This is a genomic window from Modestobacter sp. SYSU DS0657, assembly GCF_054050925.1.
The window spans coordinates 1-17,495 of the sequence record NZ_JBJHAG010000012.1 but is presented as its reverse complement, the minus strand read 5'-3'; the positions used below and the strand labels follow the sequence as shown (position 1 = coordinate 17,495).

The 17,495-nt window shown below is 75.1% G+C and carries 16 protein-coding genes and 1 pseudogene; 2 read left to right on the top strand and 15 right to left on the bottom strand.

All coding sequences use genetic code 11. The annotated features are described in order from the left end of the window. Positions 1-34: 34 nt before the first annotated feature. The 4 genes and pseudogenes from ACI79A_RS09600 to hisC all read right to left on the bottom strand — a co-directional run. A pseudogene (locus ACI79A_RS09600) lies at positions 35-787 on the bottom strand (YihY/virulence factor BrkB family protein); the annotation flags it as partial. Positions 788-1,019: 232 nt separating this feature from the next. After that, entirely contained in the window at positions 1,020-1,616 is a 597-nt protein-coding gene (locus ACI79A_RS09595; protein ID WP_457082413.1) for a 2'-5' RNA ligase family protein, read from the bottom strand. Beyond that, complete coding sequence (gene trpS, locus ACI79A_RS09590; RefSeq protein WP_457082411.1) at positions 1,613-2,641, bottom strand: tryptophan--tRNA ligase; 1,029 nt, start codon at positions 2,639-2,641, stop codon at positions 1,613-1,615. The genes ACI79A_RS09595 and trpS overlap by 4 nt, the downstream gene beginning before the upstream one ends. A 27-nt stretch (positions 2,642-2,668) precedes the next feature. Then, entirely contained in the window at positions 2,669-3,793 is a 1,125-nt protein-coding gene (gene hisC / locus ACI79A_RS09585; protein WP_457082409.1) for a histidinol-phosphate transaminase, read from the bottom strand. 73 nt (positions 3,794-3,866) lie between these two features. On the opposite strand from hisC, the gene galE reads away from it, so the two are divergent. Next, on the top strand, positions 3,867-4,823 hold the full coding sequence (galE, locus tag ACI79A_RS09580) for a UDP-glucose 4-epimerase GalE (protein ID WP_457082407.1): 957 nt from the start codon (positions 3,867-3,869) through the stop codon (positions 4,821-4,823). Here the strand turns inward: galE and ACI79A_RS09575 are convergent. Then, positions 4,820-6,145: a hemolysin family protein gene (locus ACI79A_RS09575; RefSeq protein ID WP_457082405.1), complete on the bottom strand. Its 1,326-nt coding sequence runs from the start codon at positions 6,143-6,145 to the stop codon at positions 4,820-4,822. The two genes, galE and ACI79A_RS09575, sit on opposite strands and share 4 nt — an antisense overlap. 243 nt (positions 6,146-6,388) lie before the next feature. On the opposite strand from ACI79A_RS09575, the gene ACI79A_RS09570 reads away from it, so the two are divergent. Continuing rightward, a complete protein-coding gene (locus ACI79A_RS09570) occupies positions 6,389-7,201 on the top strand; it encodes a CAP domain-containing protein (protein WP_457082403.1) in 813 nt (270 codons plus the stop codon). A 66-nt stretch (positions 7,202-7,267) separates the two neighbouring features. On the opposite strand, the gene ACI79A_RS09565 is transcribed toward ACI79A_RS09570, so the two are convergent. From ACI79A_RS09565 to ACI79A_RS09520, 10 genes are all read right to left on the bottom strand, one after another. Beyond that, the gene (locus ACI79A_RS09565) at positions 7,268-8,152 is read right to left on the bottom strand and encodes a hypothetical protein (protein ID WP_457082401.1); all 885 of its coding nucleotides are present in this window, start codon (positions 8,150-8,152) and stop codon (positions 7,268-7,270) included. Positions 8,153-8,336: 184 nt separating this feature from the next. Then, a complete protein-coding gene (locus tag ACI79A_RS09560; RefSeq protein WP_457082399.1) occupies positions 8,337-9,551 on the bottom strand; it encodes an NADP-dependent isocitrate dehydrogenase in 1,215 nt (404 codons plus the stop codon). A 38-nt stretch (positions 9,552-9,589) separates the two neighbouring features. Continuing rightward, a complete protein-coding gene (gene mdh, locus ACI79A_RS09555) occupies positions 9,590-10,543 on the bottom strand; it encodes a malate dehydrogenase (RefSeq protein ID WP_457082397.1) in 954 nt (317 codons plus the stop codon). 57 nt (positions 10,544-10,600) lie between these two features. Further along, on the bottom strand, positions 10,601-10,909 hold the full coding sequence (locus ACI79A_RS09550; protein WP_457082395.1) for a DUF3017 domain-containing protein: 309 nt from the start codon (positions 10,907-10,909) through the stop codon (positions 10,601-10,603). Next, entirely contained in the window at positions 10,906-11,775 is an 870-nt protein-coding gene (locus ACI79A_RS09545; protein ID WP_457082393.1) for a bifunctional methylenetetrahydrofolate dehydrogenase/methenyltetrahydrofolate cyclohydrolase, read from the bottom strand. Before ACI79A_RS09545 ends, ACI79A_RS09550 begins: the two co-directional genes overlap by 4 nt. 291 nt (positions 11,776-12,066) lie before the next feature. Beyond that, a complete protein-coding gene (locus tag ACI79A_RS09540; protein WP_457082391.1) occupies positions 12,067-12,684 on the bottom strand; it encodes a pentapeptide repeat-containing protein in 618 nt (205 codons plus the stop codon). Positions 12,685-12,705: 21 nt separating this feature from the next. Then, the gene (purH, locus tag ACI79A_RS09535; protein ID WP_457082389.1) at positions 12,706-14,256 is read right to left on the bottom strand and encodes a bifunctional phosphoribosylaminoimidazolecarboxamide formyltransferase/IMP cyclohydrolase; all 1,551 of its coding nucleotides are present in this window, start codon (positions 14,254-14,256) and stop codon (positions 12,706-12,708) included. Then, positions 14,253-14,915, bottom strand: a complete 663-nt coding sequence (gene purN / locus ACI79A_RS09530; protein ID WP_457082387.1) for a phosphoribosylglycinamide formyltransferase — start codon at positions 14,913-14,915, stop codon at positions 14,253-14,255. Before purN ends, purH begins: the two co-directional genes overlap by 4 nt. Positions 14,916-14,975: 60 nt before the next feature. Further along, positions 14,976-16,169, bottom strand: coding sequence for a cell division protein PerM (locus ACI79A_RS09525; RefSeq protein ID WP_457082385.1), 1,194 nt, complete (start codon positions 16,167-16,169; stop codon positions 14,976-14,978). Positions 16,170-16,254: 85 nt separating this feature from the next. Further along, positions 16,255-17,178: a hypothetical protein gene (locus ACI79A_RS09520; RefSeq protein ID WP_457082383.1), complete on the bottom strand. Its 924-nt coding sequence runs from the start codon at positions 17,176-17,178 to the stop codon at positions 16,255-16,257. Positions 17,179-17,495 lie beyond the last annotated feature (317 nt).

Here is a 17,495-nt window from a genome sequence, read left to right as displayed (position 1 = left end):
CGATCCGCTCCTGCTCGATCGACGGGATGGTCGCCGTCCACGCCGCGGTGTAGAAGGCGAACCGGAAGACCACGTTCAGCCAGACGATGAGGCCGACGATCCCGCCGAACGTCTGCGCCGTGACGTTCCCGCTGATCACGGTCAGGTAGAGGTTGCCGGCGACCTTCAGCAGCTCGAACCCGACCGCCCCGAACACCGCGCCGGGCAGCAGCTGGCGCGAGCCGAACGGGTTGTCCGGCACGCCGCGCAGCAGCCAGAGGAAGACCAGGGTGTCGCCGACCAGGGCCAGCGCGATCGCCACCGCTGCGGTGAGCACCCCGAAACCGGGGACGTCGTCCAGGCCCAGCAGGCCCAGCAGCCGGGTCGATGCCGTCGTCGCGCTGGTGGTCAGCGCGATGCTCAGCGCCGCCGCCACCCCGAAGCCGAGCAGGCCGGCGACGTCCCTGACCCGGTCGGTGAGGAAGTTCGGCGGATCGGGCTGGCCGCGCCAGACCACGTCCATGCCGACCCGCAGCTTGTCCATCGCGCGCAGCCCGATGACGAGGAAGACGAGCAGGCCGACCAGGCCGAAGGTGGCGGCGCTGTCGATGGCCGCCTCGGCCTGCTCGGCCAGGTCCGCGCCCGTCGACCCGGGCACCGCGTCGCGGATCCCGGAGACGATGCGCTCCGCCAGGAGCGGGTTGCCCCGCAGCACCAGCCCGGCGACGGCGGCGACGAGCAGCAGCACCGGGAACAACGCGAGGAAGACGTAGTAGGTGACGCCGGAGGCGAGCAGGTCACCCTGCACCCGGTTGTAGTGGCCCCCGGCGTGCACGAGGTGGTCCAGCCACGGCCACCGGTTCCGGCCCCGGCGCAGCAGGCGGCGGGCGGCGGCGGCCAGCCGGGTGACGGGGTTGCCCGGAGCCGGACCGTCGGCACGGTCGGGCGTCGTCCTGGCCTCGGTCACCGGACCGAGTGTGCGGTCTGGCGATCTCCGGCGCCCGTCGACCGGAGGCGTTCCGACCCGGTCGCGCCGCAGGTCAGCGCGGCGTGCCGGTGAGCGGGTACTCGCGGGCGACAGCCCAGGCGCCGCTCGGGAGCTGCTCGAACTCGGTGAACGAGTCCACCCGGAAGTCCGCGCGCACGTCGGCCAGACCGGCGTGCGCCAGGTCCAGCATCTCCCCCGGCACGTCGTGCGCGACCGTCACGTGCGGGTGGTACGGGAACGCCAGCGGCCGGGCCAGCGGGCCGGTGCGGACGTCGGTGGCGATCAGCTCGCAGTCGGCGACGCCCCGCTCCACGGCGACGAAGACGACCTCCGAGACGGGGCGGAACGTGCCGGTTCCCGACAGCCGCATGTCGAACGGCGGGTGGGCCGCCGCGACCTGCGCCAGGTGGGCGCTGATCGCCGGGCGGTCACCGACCGCGACCTCGGTGGGCGGGAGCAGCGTGACGTGCGGCGGCACCAGGCTCGCCTGCGGGTCCCCGCACTTGCCCCGCCACTCGACCAGCAGCTGCGCCCACGGCTCCGGGATCGACACCACCACGCCCAGCACGGCGGTGTCGGCCGGCACCTCGCGCTCCGCCGAGGGGCGGTGCACGAAGGTGTCGTCGGCGCGCAGCGGTCGGTCGGTCACGCCGACGTGCCCCCGACCGGGGCCAGGAAGCCCACCCGCTCGTAGACGGCGGCCAGCGTGGGGGCCGCGACCTCGCGGGCACGGGCGGCCCCGGCGGCCAGCACCCGCTCCAGCTCGGCGGTGTCGGCCAGCAGCTCGGCGGTGCGCTGCTGCACCGGGGCGAACGCCTCGGTGACCACGTCGGCGAGCTCCTTCTTCAGGTCGCCGTAGCCGCGACCGGCGAAGTGCTCCTCGAGCTGGGCCACGGTCTGCCCGGACAGCGCCGAGTGGATGGCCAGCAGGTTGGTCACGCCCGGCTTCTCCACCGGGTCGGCGACGATCTCGCGGCCGGTGTCGGTGACCGCCGAGCGGATCTTCTTCGCCGTCGCCTTCGGGTCGTCGAGCAGGTTCACGCAGCCGGCCGGCGGCAGGCTCTTGCTCATCTTCTTGTCCGGCGACTGCAGGTCCAGCACCTTGGCCGCCCCCGGTGGCACGTAGGCCTCGGGGAGCACGAACGTGTCGCCGTACCGGCCGTTGAACCGGGTGGCCAGGTCGCGGGTCAGCTCCAGGTGCTGCCGCTGGTCCTCACCGACCGGAACCCGGGCGGCCCGGTAGAGCAGGATGTCGGCGGCCTGCAGCACCGGGTAGGTGAACAGCCCGACCGACGTCGTCCCGGCGCCCTCGCGGGTGCTCTTGTCCTTGAACTGGGTCATCCGGCTGGCCTCGCCGAACCCGGTCAGGCACTGGAGCACCCAGGCGAGCTGGGCGTGCTCGGGCACGTGGCTCTGCACGAACAGCGTGCTGCGCGCCGGGTCGACGCCCAGCGCGATCAGCTGCGCGGCGGAGACCAGCGTGCGCCGGCGCAGCACCGCCGGGTCGGGCTGCTCCGCGGTGATCGCGTGCAGGTCGACGACGCAGTAGAAGGCGTCGTGGTCGTCCTGCAGGGCCACCCACTGCCGCAGCGCACCCAGGTAGTTGCCGAGGTGGAACGAGTCAGCCGTCGGCTGGATGCCGGACAGCACGCGGGGAGCAGGCACGTCCCTCATCGAACCACGCGCCCCACCGGTGTGCGGTCAGGTGTCCGCGTCCGCAGCCCCGGTGCTGGTCAGGACGGCGTCCAGCGCGCCGAGGAGGACGTCGTCCTCCTCCGCCGTCCCGACCGTCACGCGCAGCCCCTGGCCGGGGAACGGCCGGGTGATCACCGCCCGCGCCTCCAGGGCGGCGGCGACCTCCGCGGTGCGCTCGCCCAGCGGCAGCCAGACGAAGTTGGCCTGGCTGTCGGCGACCGGCAGGCCCCGCTCGCGCAACGCTGCGGTCAGCCGGTCGCGCTCGGCGACGACGGCGGCGCACCGCTGCCGCACCTCGTCCTCGCTCGCCAGGGCGGCGACCGCCGCGGCCTGCGCGAGGCTGGAGACGCTGAAGGGCACGTGGGTGCGGCGCACCGCGTCGGCGACGGCCGGGTCCTCGGCCAGCAGGTAACCCACCCGCAGCCCGGCCAGGCCCCATGCCTTGGAGAAGGTGCGCAGCACCGCGACGTTGGGCCGCCCGCGCATCAGCTCGACGCCGTCGGGCACTCCGGGGTCGGTGACGAACTCCCGGTAGGCCTCGTCGACCACCACCAGCGCCGTCTCGGGGACCGCGTCGAGGAACCGCTCCAGCTGCGCCCGGCGCACCGCCGTCCCGGTGGGGTTGTTCGGGTTGCAGACGAACACCAGCCGGGTGCGCTCGTCGACCACGGCGGCCAGCGCCTCGAGGTCGTGGGTGTCGGCGGCGCCGCCCGGCGCGCCGGGCACCAGCGGCACCTGCTGGGCGCGGGCGCCGGCCACCTGGGCCAGCAGCGGGTACATCTCGAACGACCGCCAGGCGAACGCGATGCCGGTGCCCGGGTCGTTGTAGGCCTGGGCCAGCTGCTGCAGCAGGGTGACCGCGCCGCAGCCGGTGGCCACCTGACCGGGGGTGACGCCGTACCGCTCCGCCAGCGCCGCGGTGAGCACGGTCGCGCCGTTGTCGGGGTAGCGGTTGGTCTCCCCGGCCGTCGCCGCGATCGCCTCGACGACGGCCGGCAGCGGCGGGAAGGCCACCTCGTTGCTGGCCAGCTTCACCGCGCGCGGCACGCCGATCTCCCGGGCCAGGTCGGCGGGGTTGCGGCCGGGCCGGTAGGCCGGCATCGCGGCGACCGCGGGACGTGCGCTGACCACGGGGCTCCTCCTACCGGTGCGGGGGGCGCACCTGTCCAGGCTTCCCGGCGTGCGCGTGTCTAGGCTCCCGGGCATGCGCGTTCTCGTCACCGGCGGAGCCGGGTACATCGGCAGCGTAGTCACCGCGGCTCTGCTGGCCGAGGGCCACGAGGTCACGGTGCTCGACGACCTCTCGACCGGGCACGAGGACGCCGTCCCCGACGGCGCGCGCCTGGTGCGGGCCTCGCTGCACGACTCCGCGCCCGTGCTCGCCGAGGTGCGCCCCGACGCGGTGCTGCACTTCGCGGCGAAGAGCCTGGTCGGCGAGAGCCAGCAGGCTCCGGAGCTGTACTGGGAGAACAACGTCGGCGGATCGTTGGCGCTGCTGGAGGCGATGCGCGCCGCCGACTGCCGCCGGATCGTCTTCTCCTCCACGGCGGCCACCTACGGGGAGCCCGAGGAGGTGCCCATCCCGGAGACCGCGCCCACCCGGCCGACCAACACCTACGGCGCCAGCAAGCTCGCCGTCGACGCGATGCTCACCAGCTACGCGGTGGCGTACGACTTCGCCGCGGTGAGCCTGCGGTACTTCAACGTGGGCGGCGCCGCGTACGGCCGGGGCGAGCGGCACGCCACCGAGACGCACCTGATCCCGATCGCCCTGCAGGTCGCCTCGGGCACCCGCGAGTCGCTCACCGTCTACGGCGACGACTACCCGACCCCCGACGGCACCTGCATCCGCGACTACGTGCACGTCCAGGACCTCGCCGCCGCGCACCTGCTGGCCCTGCCGGCGCCCGCGCCCGGTGAGCACCGGGTCTACAACCTGGGCAGCGGCAGCGGGTTCTCCGTGCAGGAGATGGTCGACGCCGTCCGCGAGGTGACCGGGCACGACCTGCCCGTCGTCGTCGGTCCGCGCCGGGCCGGCGACCCGGCCCGCCTGGTGGCCAGCTCCGCCCGGATCCACGACGACCTGGGCTGGCGGCCGGTGCACACCGACCTGCGCAAGATCGTCCGCGACGCCTGGGAGTTCGTGCAGCAGCGCCGCTAGGCCCCGGACTCCGCGGCGGCGCCCTCGGCTTCCTCGGGTTCCGGCGCGGGGCTGACCTCGATGCGGGCGATCCGCCGTCCGTCCAGCTCCAGCACGGTGAGCGTGCGGCCCTCGACCTCGACGACGTCGCCCACCACCGGCAGCCGGCCCAGCGCCGCCAGCAGGTAGCCGGCGACCGTCTCGTAGGGCCCCTCGGGCAGCTCGAGGCCGGTGGCCTCGGCGAAGTCGTCGAGGTTCAGCAGCCCGTCGAGCTCCTGCGGGCCACCGCCGGGCTCGGCGTCCTCCGCGGCGACGTCGGCGTCGTACTCGTCGTAGATGTCCCCGATGACCTCCTCGATGAGGTCCTCCAGGGTGACGATGCCGTCGGTGCCGCCGTACTCGTCGACGACGATCGCGAAGTGCCGGTTCTCCCGGCGCATCTCCGACATCGCGTTGAGCACCTTCGCCGTCCCGGGGAGCCGCTTGACCTCCCGGGCCAGGTCGGCAACGGTCGCCGCCCGCCCGGCGGGGTGGGTGGGCAGGAACAGGTCGCGGACGTGCACGAAGCCGATGACGTCGTCCTCCCCCCGGCCGATCACCGGGTAGCGGGACCAGCTGGAGTCGGCGACCTGCTTGGCCGCCCGGCTCGCGGTCGTCGACCCGTCCAGGAAGTGCACCTCGGTGCGCGGGGTCATGACCTCGCGCACCTCCCGGTCGCCGGCGCGGAACACCTCGTCGATGAGCCGCCGCTCGTCGCTGGAGAGCGACTCGTGCGCCGCGACCAGGTCGCGCAGCTCCTCCTGGCTGATCGACTCCCCGCTCACCTTCGGGTCGCCACCGAGCAGCCGGACGAGCAGGTCGGTGCTCTTGGACAGCAGCCAGATGATCGGCCGGAAGAGCTTGGCGATGGCGTTGAGCGGCGCGGCGACGACGAGGGAGAACCCCTCGGCCCGCTGGAGGGCCAACCGCTTGGGGGTCAGCTCACCGACGACCAGCGACAGGTAGCTGATCGCGATGGTGACCAGCACCAGGGCCAGCGGGTCGGCCACCCTGGCCTGGAGGCCCCGGTCGACCAGGAGGTCGGCGAGCGGCCCGGACAGCGTGCTGGCCCCGAAGGCAGCCGAGAAGAAGCCGGCCAGGGTGACCCCGACCTGCACCGCGGCGAGGAAGCGGTTCGGGTCGCCGAGCAGCTTCTGCAGCGCCTGCCCGCGGCGGCCCGTGTCGGCCAGCGCACGCACCTGGGAGTCACGCAGCGAGACCAGGGCGATCTCCGCCCCTGCGAAGGCCCCGCCGACCAGGATGAAGGCCAGGACCATGACGATGTTGAGCCAGACGTCGCTCACGAGCGGCGTGTTCCTCCAGATGCGGTGCTCGGCAGCGCTCTGCCGGCGTCAGCGGACCACGGTAGCGGCCGGACCCGCCACGGGGTCCTTGCCGTCGAACCCGCCCCCCTCCCCCGGGTGTTCCCTCCGCCGGCAGCTGGTGACTGTCCGCTTCCAGCTACCCTCGGTCGGGTGACGACCGCGATCCGCTGCTGAGGGCGAGCCGTGCCTCCCCACCCGCGACGCCCGTCCGCGCTGCGCCGCATGGACGCCGCCCTGTCCCGGCCGCTCCGCTGGCGTGGCCGGTCGCTCTGGGCGCCGCTGATGCTGGCCGCCGTCCTGGTGCTGCTCGCCTCCACCGTGACCGTCGTGCACGGCGTGGTGCACACCCAGCTCGCCGAGACCGCCGCCGGGGATCCGCAGCCCCGCCCGCCGGCGGCCGGCGCCGCACCGGCCGAGGCGGTCACCGAGACCGCCGCCCCGGGCAGCACCGCCCCGGGCAGCAGCGCACCGCTGCGCCCGGCTCCGGAGAGCACCGCGCCCGAGACCTCCGCGGCCGGGACCTCCGCAGTCGAGGCCGCCGCGCCGCCGGCCGCCGAGTCGACGCCGGCCCCCGAGCCCGAGGCGCCGACCTCCCCGGCGTCGGCTCCCGCCCCGGCGCCGGCACCCGGCCCGGCCCCGGTGGCCGCGGCGGCCGCCGGGTCGAGCACCGACCAGCAGGTGCTGGACCTGGTCAACGCCGAGCGCGCAGCGGCCGGCTGCCCGGCGGTCGCGGCCGATCCAGGCCTCGCCGGTGTCGCCCGCGCCCACAGCGAGGACATGCGCGACCGCGGGTTCTTCTCGCACGTCGACCCCGACGGCCGTGACCCGTTCGCCCGGGCCCGGGCCGCCGGGATCCAGCACGCGCGAGCGGAGAACATCGCCTACGGCCAGCCGGACGCCGCCGCGGTCATGACCGCCTGGATGGGCAGCCCCGGCCACCGGGCGAACATCCTCAACTGCCAGCTGGGCACCCTCGGCGTCGGCGTGGCCCAGGGCACCGGCGGCCCCTGGTGGACCCAGCTCTTCGGCGGCTGAGCTCTGTGATCACCTCGGCGCTCCCGGGCCCTCGCTGTCCCCGAGGGCCTGCTGGTGCCGAGGTGATCATCCGCGCAGCGCCTCCGCCACCCGCGCCACCAGCAGGTCGGGTCGGCGCAGATCGGCGGCGGTGACGAACACGACCCGCCAGCCGGCCGCCGTCAGACGGTTCAGCCGCTGCCTGTCGCGCGCGAACTGGCCCGGCTCTGCGTGCCACTGACCGTCGTACTCCAGCGCCAGCCGGTGCTCGGGCCAGCCGAAGTCCACCCGGGCGACGAAGCCGCCGCGGTGGCGTACCTCGAACTGCGCCACCGGCAACGGGAGGCCCGCACGCATCAGCACCAGCCGCACTCGGGTCTCCTGCGGCGACCCGGCCAGCCCGTCGGCGAGCGCCGCGGCGCGCCGGGCCTGGGCGCTGCCCCGCGACCGGGGCAGCCCCGCGACCGCGGCGCGCACCTCCTCGAGTCGCACCACGCGCTGGTGTCCGAGCTGGTCCAGCACGACGACGGCGTCTTCCAGCGGACCGCGGCGGATCAGGTCGATCGCCGTCCGCGTGCGTCCGGTCACCCGGAAGCGGCCCCGCACCTCGACGTCGTCGTCGTCCAGCGCCGCGGTGCGCACCCGGATCGCCGGTGACCGCGGGCTCCAGCGCCGGCCGGCCGGCAGCACGACCTCGACGGGATCCGCGGCGCCGACCACGCCCTCGGCGCCCCAGAGCAGCGCCGCCGTGCGGCCACCGAAGACGGCGGCCGGTGGGGCGACGAGCGACACCGCGGTGACCGAGAGCCGGTGGTCGGGGGCCAGCCGGGCGTCGGCGTACACGCCGGGCAGCACCCGGCGCCACGCCGTGCTGCGGAGCTGGTCGGGGGTGAGCAGACCACGGGCCAGCGCCGTCTCGCCGCGGAAGACCCGCCCGTCGAGGGCGGGCGGACGCGCAGGTGGGCGGGGCACCCGCGGAGCGTGCCGGAGCCCGCGACTCCCGCGCTGGCGCCGTCCACAGGCTCGCTCACCCCGGCGCCAGCGGGGTCACCACACGCTCGAGACCCCGACGACGCCGAGGTGATCACCGTTGGGCCCCCGACGCGGAGAGGCCCCCGCGACCAGTGGTCGCGGGGGCCTCTCGGTGGTGCGAACGTCAGCCCATCGCCTTCTGCAGGTTGGCGTCGATGGCCGCCAGGAAGTCCTGGGTGTTCAGCCACGGGCTGTCCTTGCTGATCAGCAGCGCCAGGTCCTTGGTCATCTGACCGCTCTCGACGGTGTCGATGCAGACCTTCTCCAGGGTCTCGGCGAACCGGGTCACCTCGGGGGTGTTGTCCAGCTTGCCGCGGTGGGCCAGGCCCCGGGTCCAGGCGAAGATCGACGCGATCGGGTTGGTCGAGGTCGCCTCGCCGCGCTGGTGGGCGCGGAAGTGGCGGGTGACCGTGCCGTGCGCGGCCTCGGCCTCGACCGTGCGGCCGTCCGGGGTGGCCAGCACCGAGGTCATCAGGCCCAGCGAGCCGAAGCCCTGCGCCACGGTGTCGGACTGCACGTCGCCGTCGTAGTTCTTGGCGGCCCAGACGTACCCGCCCTCCCACTTGAGGGAGGCGGCGACCATGTCGTCGATGAGACGGTGCTCGTAGGTGATGCCCGCCGCGGCGAACTGGTCCTTGAACTCGGCCTCGAAGACCTCCTGGAACAGGTCCTTGAAGCGGCCGTCGTAGGCCTTGAGGATCGTGTTCTTGGTGGAGAGGTAGACCGGGTAGTTGCGGGCCAGGCCGTAGTTGAGCGAGGCGCGCGCGAAGTCACGGATCGACTCGTCCAGGTTGTACATGGCCATCGCGACACCGGAGCCCGGGGCCTGGAAGACCTCGTGCTCGATCGGCGCGGAGCCGTCGGACGGGGTGAAGGTCACCGTGAGGGTGCCCGCGCCCGGGAAGCGGAAGTCGGTGGCGCGGTACTGGTCACCGAAGGCGTGGCGGCCGACGATGATCGGCTTGGTCCAGCCGGGCACCAGCCGCGGCACGTTGGCCATGATGATCGGCTCGCGGAAGATGACGCCACCGAGGATGTTGCGGATCGTTCCGTTGGGCGAGCGGTACATCCGCTTGAGACCGAACTCCTCGACCCGGGCCTCGTCGGGGGTGATGGTCGCGCACTTGACGCCGACGCCGTGCTTCTTGATGGCGTTGGCGGCGTCGACGGTGATCTGGTCGTCGGTCGCGTCGCGCGACTCCATGCCGAGGTCGTAGTACTCGAGGTCGACGTCCAGGTACGGGAGGATCAGCTGGTCCTTGATGAACTGCCAGATGATCCGGGTCATCTCGTCGCCGTCGAGCTCGACGACCTTGCCCTCGACCTTGATCTTGGTCACGTGTTCGGTTTCCCTCTCTGCAGCTCTGACCGTCGTGGTCAGAGGTCGGCTACATCGGCCTGCTTGGCGCGCACGGCCTCGGCGGCCTCGCGCAGGCCCGCCAGCTCACTGTCGGTCAGGTCGCTCTGCACGACCCGCCGCACTCCTGTCCGGCCGATCTCGGCCTCGACCCCCAGGTAGACCCCGGAGATGCCGTACTCGCCGTCGACCCAGGCGCACACCGGCATGACCGCCCCGGCGTCCTCCCGCACCGCGCGCGCCATCCGGGCGGCCGCCGCGGACGGGGCGTAGTACGCCGAACCGGTCTTCAGCAGCGCGACGACCTCGGCCCCGCCGTTGCGGGTGCGGTCGACCAGGTGCGCGATCCGGTCGGCGGGCAGCACCTCGGCGAGCGGGCGGCCGTCGACGGTGCAGCGCGAGGGGACGGGGACCATCGTGTCGCCGTGCGACCCGAGCGTCAGGGTGCGCACCGAGCCGACCGGCACGCCGCACTCCTGGGCGACGTTGTCCGTGAACCGGGCCGTGTCGAGCATCCCGGCCTGCCCCATGACCCGGGCCCTCGGGAAACCGGTGGCCAGCTGGGCCAGCGCGGTCATCTCGTCGAGCGGGTTGGAGACGACGATGACGACGGCGTCGGGCGAGGTGCGGGCGACGTTCTCCGCGACCGAGCGGACGATGCCGGCGTTGGTCTCGATGAGGTCCATCCGGCTCATCCCCGGCTTGCGCGGCAGGCCGGCGGTGATGACGACGATGTCGGAGCCCTCGGTGCCCTCGTAGGAGCCGCCGCCGACCCCCACGACCCGGGTCTCGAAGCCCTCGATCGGCCGCGACTGGTTGATGTCCAGCGCGAGCCCCTCGGGCTTGCCCTCGACGATGTCGGTGAGCACCACGGTCTCGAACAGGTCGTACTCCGCCAACCGCAGCGCGGTGGTCGAGCCGTAGAAACCGGCGCCGACGACGGTCACCTTGCCCTGCCGGTCCCGCTCCGCCATGCCCGCCAACCTAGCCCCGGTCCGGCCCCTGGGGCCATGCGGGGCGCCCCGCACGGGTCAGTCGGCCGGGATGGCCAGCGCGATGCCGGCGACCGCCAGGCCCACCACGAGGCTCAACCCGACGTCGACCGGGCGGCTGCGCACCGCCAGGAACCCGATCCGGCGGGCCGGCAGGAACAGCCGCATCAGCCCGGCACCGACCAGCGCCAGCCCCATGAGCACCAGGCCGCGGCGCCACTGCTCGAGCGCCACCAGCCCCAAGCCGGCACCGACCACCACGATGACCAGCAGCAGCGGCCACTGCCGGAGGAAGCCGGCCAGCAGCGGCCGCCGTCGGTACAGCGGCTCACGGGCCGGCCGGGTCACGCCGTGAGCACCTCGGCGCCGGCCGCCTGCTCGGCGGCGAGGACGACGTTGGCCAGCAGCATCGCCCGGGTCATCGGGCCCACCCCGCCGGGGTTGGGGGCGACGAAGCCGGCGACCTCGCGGACGTCCGCGGCGACGTCACCGGCGATCTTCCCGTCGACCCGGCTCACGCCGACGTCGAGCACGGCGGCCCCGGGCTTGACCATCTCCCCGGTGATCAGCCCGGGCACCCCGGCGGCGGCGACCACGACGTCGGCGTCCCGGGTGTGCGCGGCCAGGTCCCGGGTGCCGGTGTGGCAGAGGGTCACCGTGGCGTTCTCGGTGCGCCGGGTGAGCAGCAGGCCGAGTGGCCGGCCCACGGTGATCCCGCGGCCGACGACGACGACCTCGGCCCCGGCGAGCGGGACGTCGTACCGGCGCAGCAGCTCGACGATGCCCACCGGGGTGCAGGGCAGCGGGCCCGGCACCCCGAGCACCAGCCGGCCCAGGTTGGTCGGGTGCAGGCCGTCGGCGTCCTTGGCCGGGTCCATCCGCTCCAGCACCTCGCTCTCGTCGATCCCCCGCGGCAGCGGGAGCTGGACGATGTAGCCGGTGCACGCCGGGTCGGCGTTGAGCTCGTCGACGACGGCCAGCACGTCGGTCAGCGTGGCGGTGGCCGGCAGCTCGCGCTGGATGCTGGCGATGCCCACCTCGGCGCAGTCGGAGTGCTTCGCCGAGACGTACCACCGGCTGCCCGGGTCGTCGCCGACCAGCAGGGTGCCCAGTCCGGGGCGCCGCCCGGCGGCCGCGAGCGCGGCCACCCGCCCGGTGAGCTCCGCCCGGATCGCCGCTGCCGTCGCCTTGCCGTCCAGAGTCGTCGCCGCCACGCCGCCAGTCTGCCGCACGCTCGTTCCCCCTGGGCTCCCGCACACCGCCGGCCCCGGGGGCGGCTCGTCGCCCGAGGAGGACCTATGAGCGAGCCCGACAGCCGTTCCCGGCAGGGTGTCGTGGGACGGGGAGCCCATCACGAACGGCAGCTCCGCGTGGCGGGGCGGGCCCCGACCCGGCAGCGGTGGGCGGTCGGTGCCCGGTCCGCCGTCGCCACCGCGGGGGTCGGGGTGCTCGGCGGCCTGGAGGCGCTGCTCACCGGGCCGGGCACGCGCCGTCCGCGCGGCAGGTCAGTCGGCGACCAGCGCGCCGTGGGCGCGGGCGAAGGTCACCGCCTGGACGACGTCCAGCCGCACCCCGGTGACGTCGAAGCCGTGCCAGTTGACCCCGTCGGTGTCCGCGCCGCGCAGGTCCGCACCACGCAGCCGGGTGGTCTGCAGACGGGCGTGCCGCAGGTCGGCGCGGGTGAGGTCGGACTCGCGCAGGTCGGTGTCGGTCAGGTCGGACTCGACCAGTTTCTGGCCCGACAGGTCGACCCCGGACAGGTCGACCCCGCGCAGCGACGTGTAGCTCCAGTCGGAGTCCGCGCTGGTCATCGGGCGCAGCGTCGCGCCCGGGAACTGCGAGCCGGTGAGCTTGCAGCCGGACCAGGTGCTGCCGGACAGGCGCGCCCGGTCGAACCGGCAGGAGAGGAACGCCGTCCCCTCGTGCCGGGCGCCGGACATCGCCACGCCGGTGAGCACGCACTGCTCGAACACGCAGCGCACCGTGACCAGCTCGGCGAACGAGGCGTCGTCGAAGCGGCAGTCGACGAAGGTGACCCGCTCCAGACGGGCCCAGTCCCACTCGACCCGGGCGAGGTCCTCGCCCTCCCAGACGGTGTCCGGCTCAGGGGGTGACGGGTTCACGCGAACGGCCTTCCACCTTGCTCAGTGCGCGAAGTGGCGGGTGCCGGTGAGGTACAGCGTCGCCCCGGCCGCCGCCGCGGCGGCGACCACCTCGTCGTCCCGCACCGACCCGCCCGGCTGCACCACCGCGCGCACCCCGGCGTCCAGCAGCACCTGCAGCCCGTCGGCGAAGGGGAAGAACGCGTCGGAGGCGGCCACCGACCCGGCGGCCCGCTCCCCCGCCCGCGCCACGGCCAGCCGGGCGGAGTCGACCCGGTTGACCTGGCCCATGCCGACGCCCACGGTGGCCCGGTCGGTGGCCAGCAGGATGGCGTTGCTCTTCACCGCGCGCACGGCTCGCCAGGCGAAGACCAGGTCGTCGAGGCCGGCGGCGTCCAGCGGCTGACCGGTGGCCAGGGTCCAGCTGGTCGGGTCGTCGCCGGCGGCGTCGATCCGGTCGGCGGTCTGCAGCAGCAGTCCGCCGCTCACCGGGCGCAGCTCGACGGTCAGCCGCGGGGCCTCGGGCATCTGCAGCAGCCGGATGTTCTTCTTCTGGGTGAGCAGGCCCAGGGCGTCCTCGGTGAACGACGGGGCGACGACGACCTCGGTGAACACCTCGGAGATCTGCTCGGCGAGGGTCAGGTCGACCTCGCGGTTGGCGGCGATCACCCCGCCGAAGGCCGAGACCGGGTCGCAGGCGTGCGCCTTGCGGTGCGCGGCGGCGATGTCCGCCCCGACCGCGATCCCGCACGGGTTGGCGTGCTTGATGATCGCCACGCACGGCTCGCTGTGGTCGTGCGCGGCCCGCCAGGCGGCGTCGGTGTCGACGTAGTTGTTGTAGGACATCTGCTTGCCGTGCAGCTGCTCGGCGTCGGCGAGCCCGGGCTGCCCGCTGCGGTACAGCGCGGCCCCCTGGTGCGGGTTCTCCCCGTAGCGGAGGACGTCGGTGCGCTCCCAGCTGCCCCCGACCCACTCGGGGAAACCGCTCTCGTCGTCCGGGGAGAGCACGTTGCCCATCCAGGAGGCGACCGCGACGTCGTAGGCAGCGGTGTGCCGGAACGCCTCGGCGGCCAGCTGCTGGCGCTGGGCCAGGGTGAAGCCGCCGGCGCCGACCGCCTCCACGACCTCCTCGTAGCGGCCCGGGTCGACGACGACGGCCACCGACGGGTGGTTCTTCGCCGCGGCTCGCACCATCGCCGGGCCGCCGATGTCGATCTGCTCGATGCACTCGTCCGGGGAGGCACCGGAGGCGACGGTGTCGCTGAACGGGTAGAGGTTGACCACGACGAGGTCGAAGGCGGCGATGCCCAGCTCTTCCAGCTGGGCCAGGTGCGCGGGCTTGCGGCGGTCGGCCAGGATGCCCGCGTGCACCGCCGGGTGCAGCGTCTTGACCCGGCCGTCGAGGCACTCGGGGAAGCCGGTGACCTGCTCGACGGGGGTGACCGGCAGCCCGGCGGCGGCGATCCGCGCCGCGGTGGCGCCGGTGCTGACCAGTTCGACACCGGCGTCGACCAGGCCGCGGGCGAGCTCGTCGACGCCGCTCTTGTCGTAGACGCCCAGCAGCGCGCGGCGGACGGGGGTGCGCTCGGTCATCGGGTGCTCTCCTCGGTCGGGATGGCGGAAGTCGGGAGGGAGGGGATCGGCGCGCCGGTGGCCAGAGCGGCCACGGTGCGCACCAGGAGCTCGCGCTCGACGGTCTTGATCCGTTCGTGCAGGCTCGCCTCGTCGTCGTCGGCGTGCACGGGGACGGGGCGCTGGGTCAGCACCGGGCCGGTGTCGAGGCCGGCGTCGACCAGGTGCACGGTCGCGCCGGTCGTGGTGACCCCGGCGGCCAGGGCGTCGCGGACGGCGTGCGCGCCGGGGAACGCCGGCAGCAGCGCCGGGTGGGTGTTGACCACCCGGCCGCCGAAGGCGGCCAGCACGGCGGGGCCCAGCAGCTTCATGAACCCGGCCGAGACCACCCAGTCGGGACGGTGCTCGACCAGCGCGGCGGCCAGCGCTCGGTCCCAGGACGCCCGGTCGGGGTGGTCGCGCAGGGCGACGACGAAGGTGCCGATCCCGCGGTCGGCAGCGAGGGCCAGGCCGGCGGCGTCCGGGCGGTCCGCACCGACGGCGACGACCTCGGCGGGGTAGCCGGGCTCCTCGGTGGCGGCGAGCAGTGCGGCGCACAGCGAGCCGGCCCCGGAGAGCAGGACGACCACGCGCGCCCGGGCACCCGGCGTCCCCGGGACGGCGGATGCGTCGGCGGGCACGTCCGCAGACCCTAGTGGCCGGGTCCGGAGCCCGATGCCGACGGGTCGGGCACGGGCAGGTCAGGACCGGGCGCGCCAGCGGGCGACGGCGGCGCTGGGGACGGCGGCGATCCCGGCCTGAGCGGCGACCGCCAGCCCCGTGGCCAGCGCCGGCGCGCCGACCTCGGCCAGGGCTCCGTCGCCGAGCGCACCCCCGGCGACGAGCACCCACAGCCCCGTGACGACGCCGACGCCGACCGCCGCGACGATGCCCCACAGAGCAGCGGTGACCGCCCCGCCGTCGCCGTCCTCGAGCCGGCGCCCCAGCGCGATGCCGGCGACCACCCCGGCGAGCGCGGGCAGCGCCTGGGACAGGAACGCGACCAGCGGCACGGCCTGGGTGTCGGGCAGGGCGGCCAGCAGCGGCAACGCGGGCACCGGCCCGAGCGTGACGCCGCCGACCGAGACGACGGTGCCCGTCCCGACGACGAACCCCGGTCCGGCGGCCAGCCCGGCGACCGCGGCGAGGGCGTTGGGCAGCAGCAGGAGGCTCAGGCCGACCAGCCCGGCGGCCCCGGCGCTGGCGCTCCCGAGGCCGGTGACCATCGCGGCGGCACCGTCGACGTCGGACCCCAGCGCGACGGCGAGGACGGCGGCGCACCCGGCGGCCAGCGCCAGCGTGCCGGCCGCCACGGCCCGCAGCACGGCCCGGCCCGGGCCGGGGAACCGGTCCAGCAGCTCCCCGCCGAGCGGGGAGTCGCGCAGCACGCCCGCGCCACCGGCGAGCAGCGCGAGCACGGCGGCCCCCACGAGCGGACGCACCGGACCGACCGTGGCGTCGGGCGTGGTGACCAGCGCGGTGACCAGCCCCGTCGTGGCCGTGTGCACCGCGACCACGACGGCGAGCACCCCGCTTGCCGACCGGGGCGACTCCAGCTCGCGGACCGCGGCCACCGAACCCGCCGCCCGGGCCAGCCCCCAGGCGATGCCCGCGGTGACCAGCAGCGGGGCGATCCGGAGGGGCCCGGTGGGCAGCTCGACCGCCGCGCCGTGCGCCAGCAGCCACAGCTGCCCGGCCACCCGCGCGGACGACCCCGCCGGCAGCCCGCCGTCGGGGTCGAGGGTCTGCACGACGAGCAGCGCGAGCCACAGCCCGAGCAGCCCGGTCACCGGCACCGCGAGGGCGGTGGCCACCGCGAGCCAGCCGGTGGCGGGGCCGCGCCGTCCACCGGTGCCGCGTGACCCGAGGGGCAGGCGGGACAGCAGGGACGTCACCTCCCCACTCTCGCAAGCGACGTCGCCGGATCGGCGGCGCACGCGCCGGGTCCGGCCATCTCACACGGCCGCCCGGGCGGACGGATCAGCCGGCCCCGGCCGCGGTGCTCCCGCCGGGCTCCCCGGGGCGACGACCGGGCTCCGGCGCGGGCTCCCCGTCCGCCGGCCCGGGCTGCGTCGTCGGCCCGGGCTGCGCCGTCGGCCCCGGCTGCGGCGCCGTCGGCCAGGCCGGAGCCGGCGTCCATGCGGGCGGGCCCTGGTACCAGCCGGACTGCGGAGGCTGCCCCCATCCCGGGGCCGGTGCAGGGTCGGGAGCCCGCCCGTACCCCGGGGACGCGCCCGGGCTCCACCCGGCAGGGGGCGGGGTGGCTCCGTAGGTCGGCGGCGCCCCGTACCCCGGTGACCCGTACCCCGGTGACCCGTACCCCGGCGGCCCGTACGGCGGCGAGCTCCAACCCGGGGCGCCCGGGGGCGGTGGTGGTGCACCGATCCACCCGGCGGGAGCGGCGCCTGCGGCCCGCAGCTCGGCGAGCAGCCGGGACATCGTGACCACCAGCAGCGCCGTCGCGGTGAGGAAGGCGAGCAGCCCCATCAGCGTGAAGCCGGCGTCGAAGGTGGTCAGCCACTCCATCAGCGTGAGCAGGAAGGCCAGGGACGCCAGGCCGGCCGGGACGACGGCCCGCGGGAACGGCACCCGGACCTCACGGAAGGCCGGCAGCACGGTCCACACCGCGGCCGCTCCCAGCAGCACGAGCGCGAGGCTCAGCCAGGGTGACCGGAACCCGTTGACCGACGTGCCGGGCGCGCTGTAGCCGAACCCGAGGTCGTACCCCGGCACGGTGAACCACGGCACGCTGAGGAACACCAGGTAGAGCAGCGCCCCGGCCGGGACGGCGAGGTCGGCCCAGCCCAGCACCCGCAGCCCGGGCCGACGGCGGGGCGCAGGCCCGGGGACCACCGGCTCCGGTCCCGGCCCGCCCGGCTGCTGCTCGGGACCACTGGACGTCATCGCTGCGGCTCTCCTCCTGGTGCGCGGCTGGCTCCCCCGCATCGTCCCCCACCGGGAACGCCGCTGCCCGGCACCTCTGCGGGAGGTGCCGGGCAGCGGCGGTCGAACAGCGGTGGCGTCAGCCTCCGGGACACGGGTCGGCATCCGCCGCCGCTCCGCTCCTCGGTCGCTGGCGCTCCCTGCGATGCTCGCGGTGGCGTCAGCCTCCGGGACACGGGTCGGCATCCGCCGCCGCTCCGCTCCTCGGTCGCTGGCGCTCCCTGCGATGCTCGCGGTGGCGTCAGCCTCCGGGACACGGGTCGGCATCCGCCGCCGCT

Bases quoted from the DNA above. Each gene is read 5' to 3' on its own strand.
- trpS (WP_457082411.1), bottom strand. From the start codon at position 2,641: ATGAGGGACGTGCCTGCTCCCCGCGTGCTGTCCGGCATCCAGCCGACG.
- galE (WP_457082407.1), top strand. From the start codon at position 3,867: ATGCGCGTTCTCGTCACCGGCGGAGCCGGGTACATCGGCAGCGTAGTC.
- ACI79A_RS09570 (WP_457082403.1), top strand. From the start codon at position 6,389: ATGGACGCCGCCCTGTCCCGGCCGCTCCGCTGGCGTGGCCGGTCGCTC.
- mdh (WP_457082397.1), bottom strand. From the start codon at position 10,543: ATGGCGGAGCGGGACCGGCAGGGCAAGGTGACCGTCGTCGGCGCCGGT.
- purH (WP_457082389.1), bottom strand. From the start codon at position 14,256: ATGACCGAGCGCACCCCCGTCCGCCGCGCGCTGCTGGGCGTCTACGAC.
- ACI79A_RS09520 (WP_457082383.1), bottom strand. From the start codon at position 17,178: ATGACGTCCAGTGGTCCCGAGCAGCAGCCGGGCGGGCCGGGACCGGAG.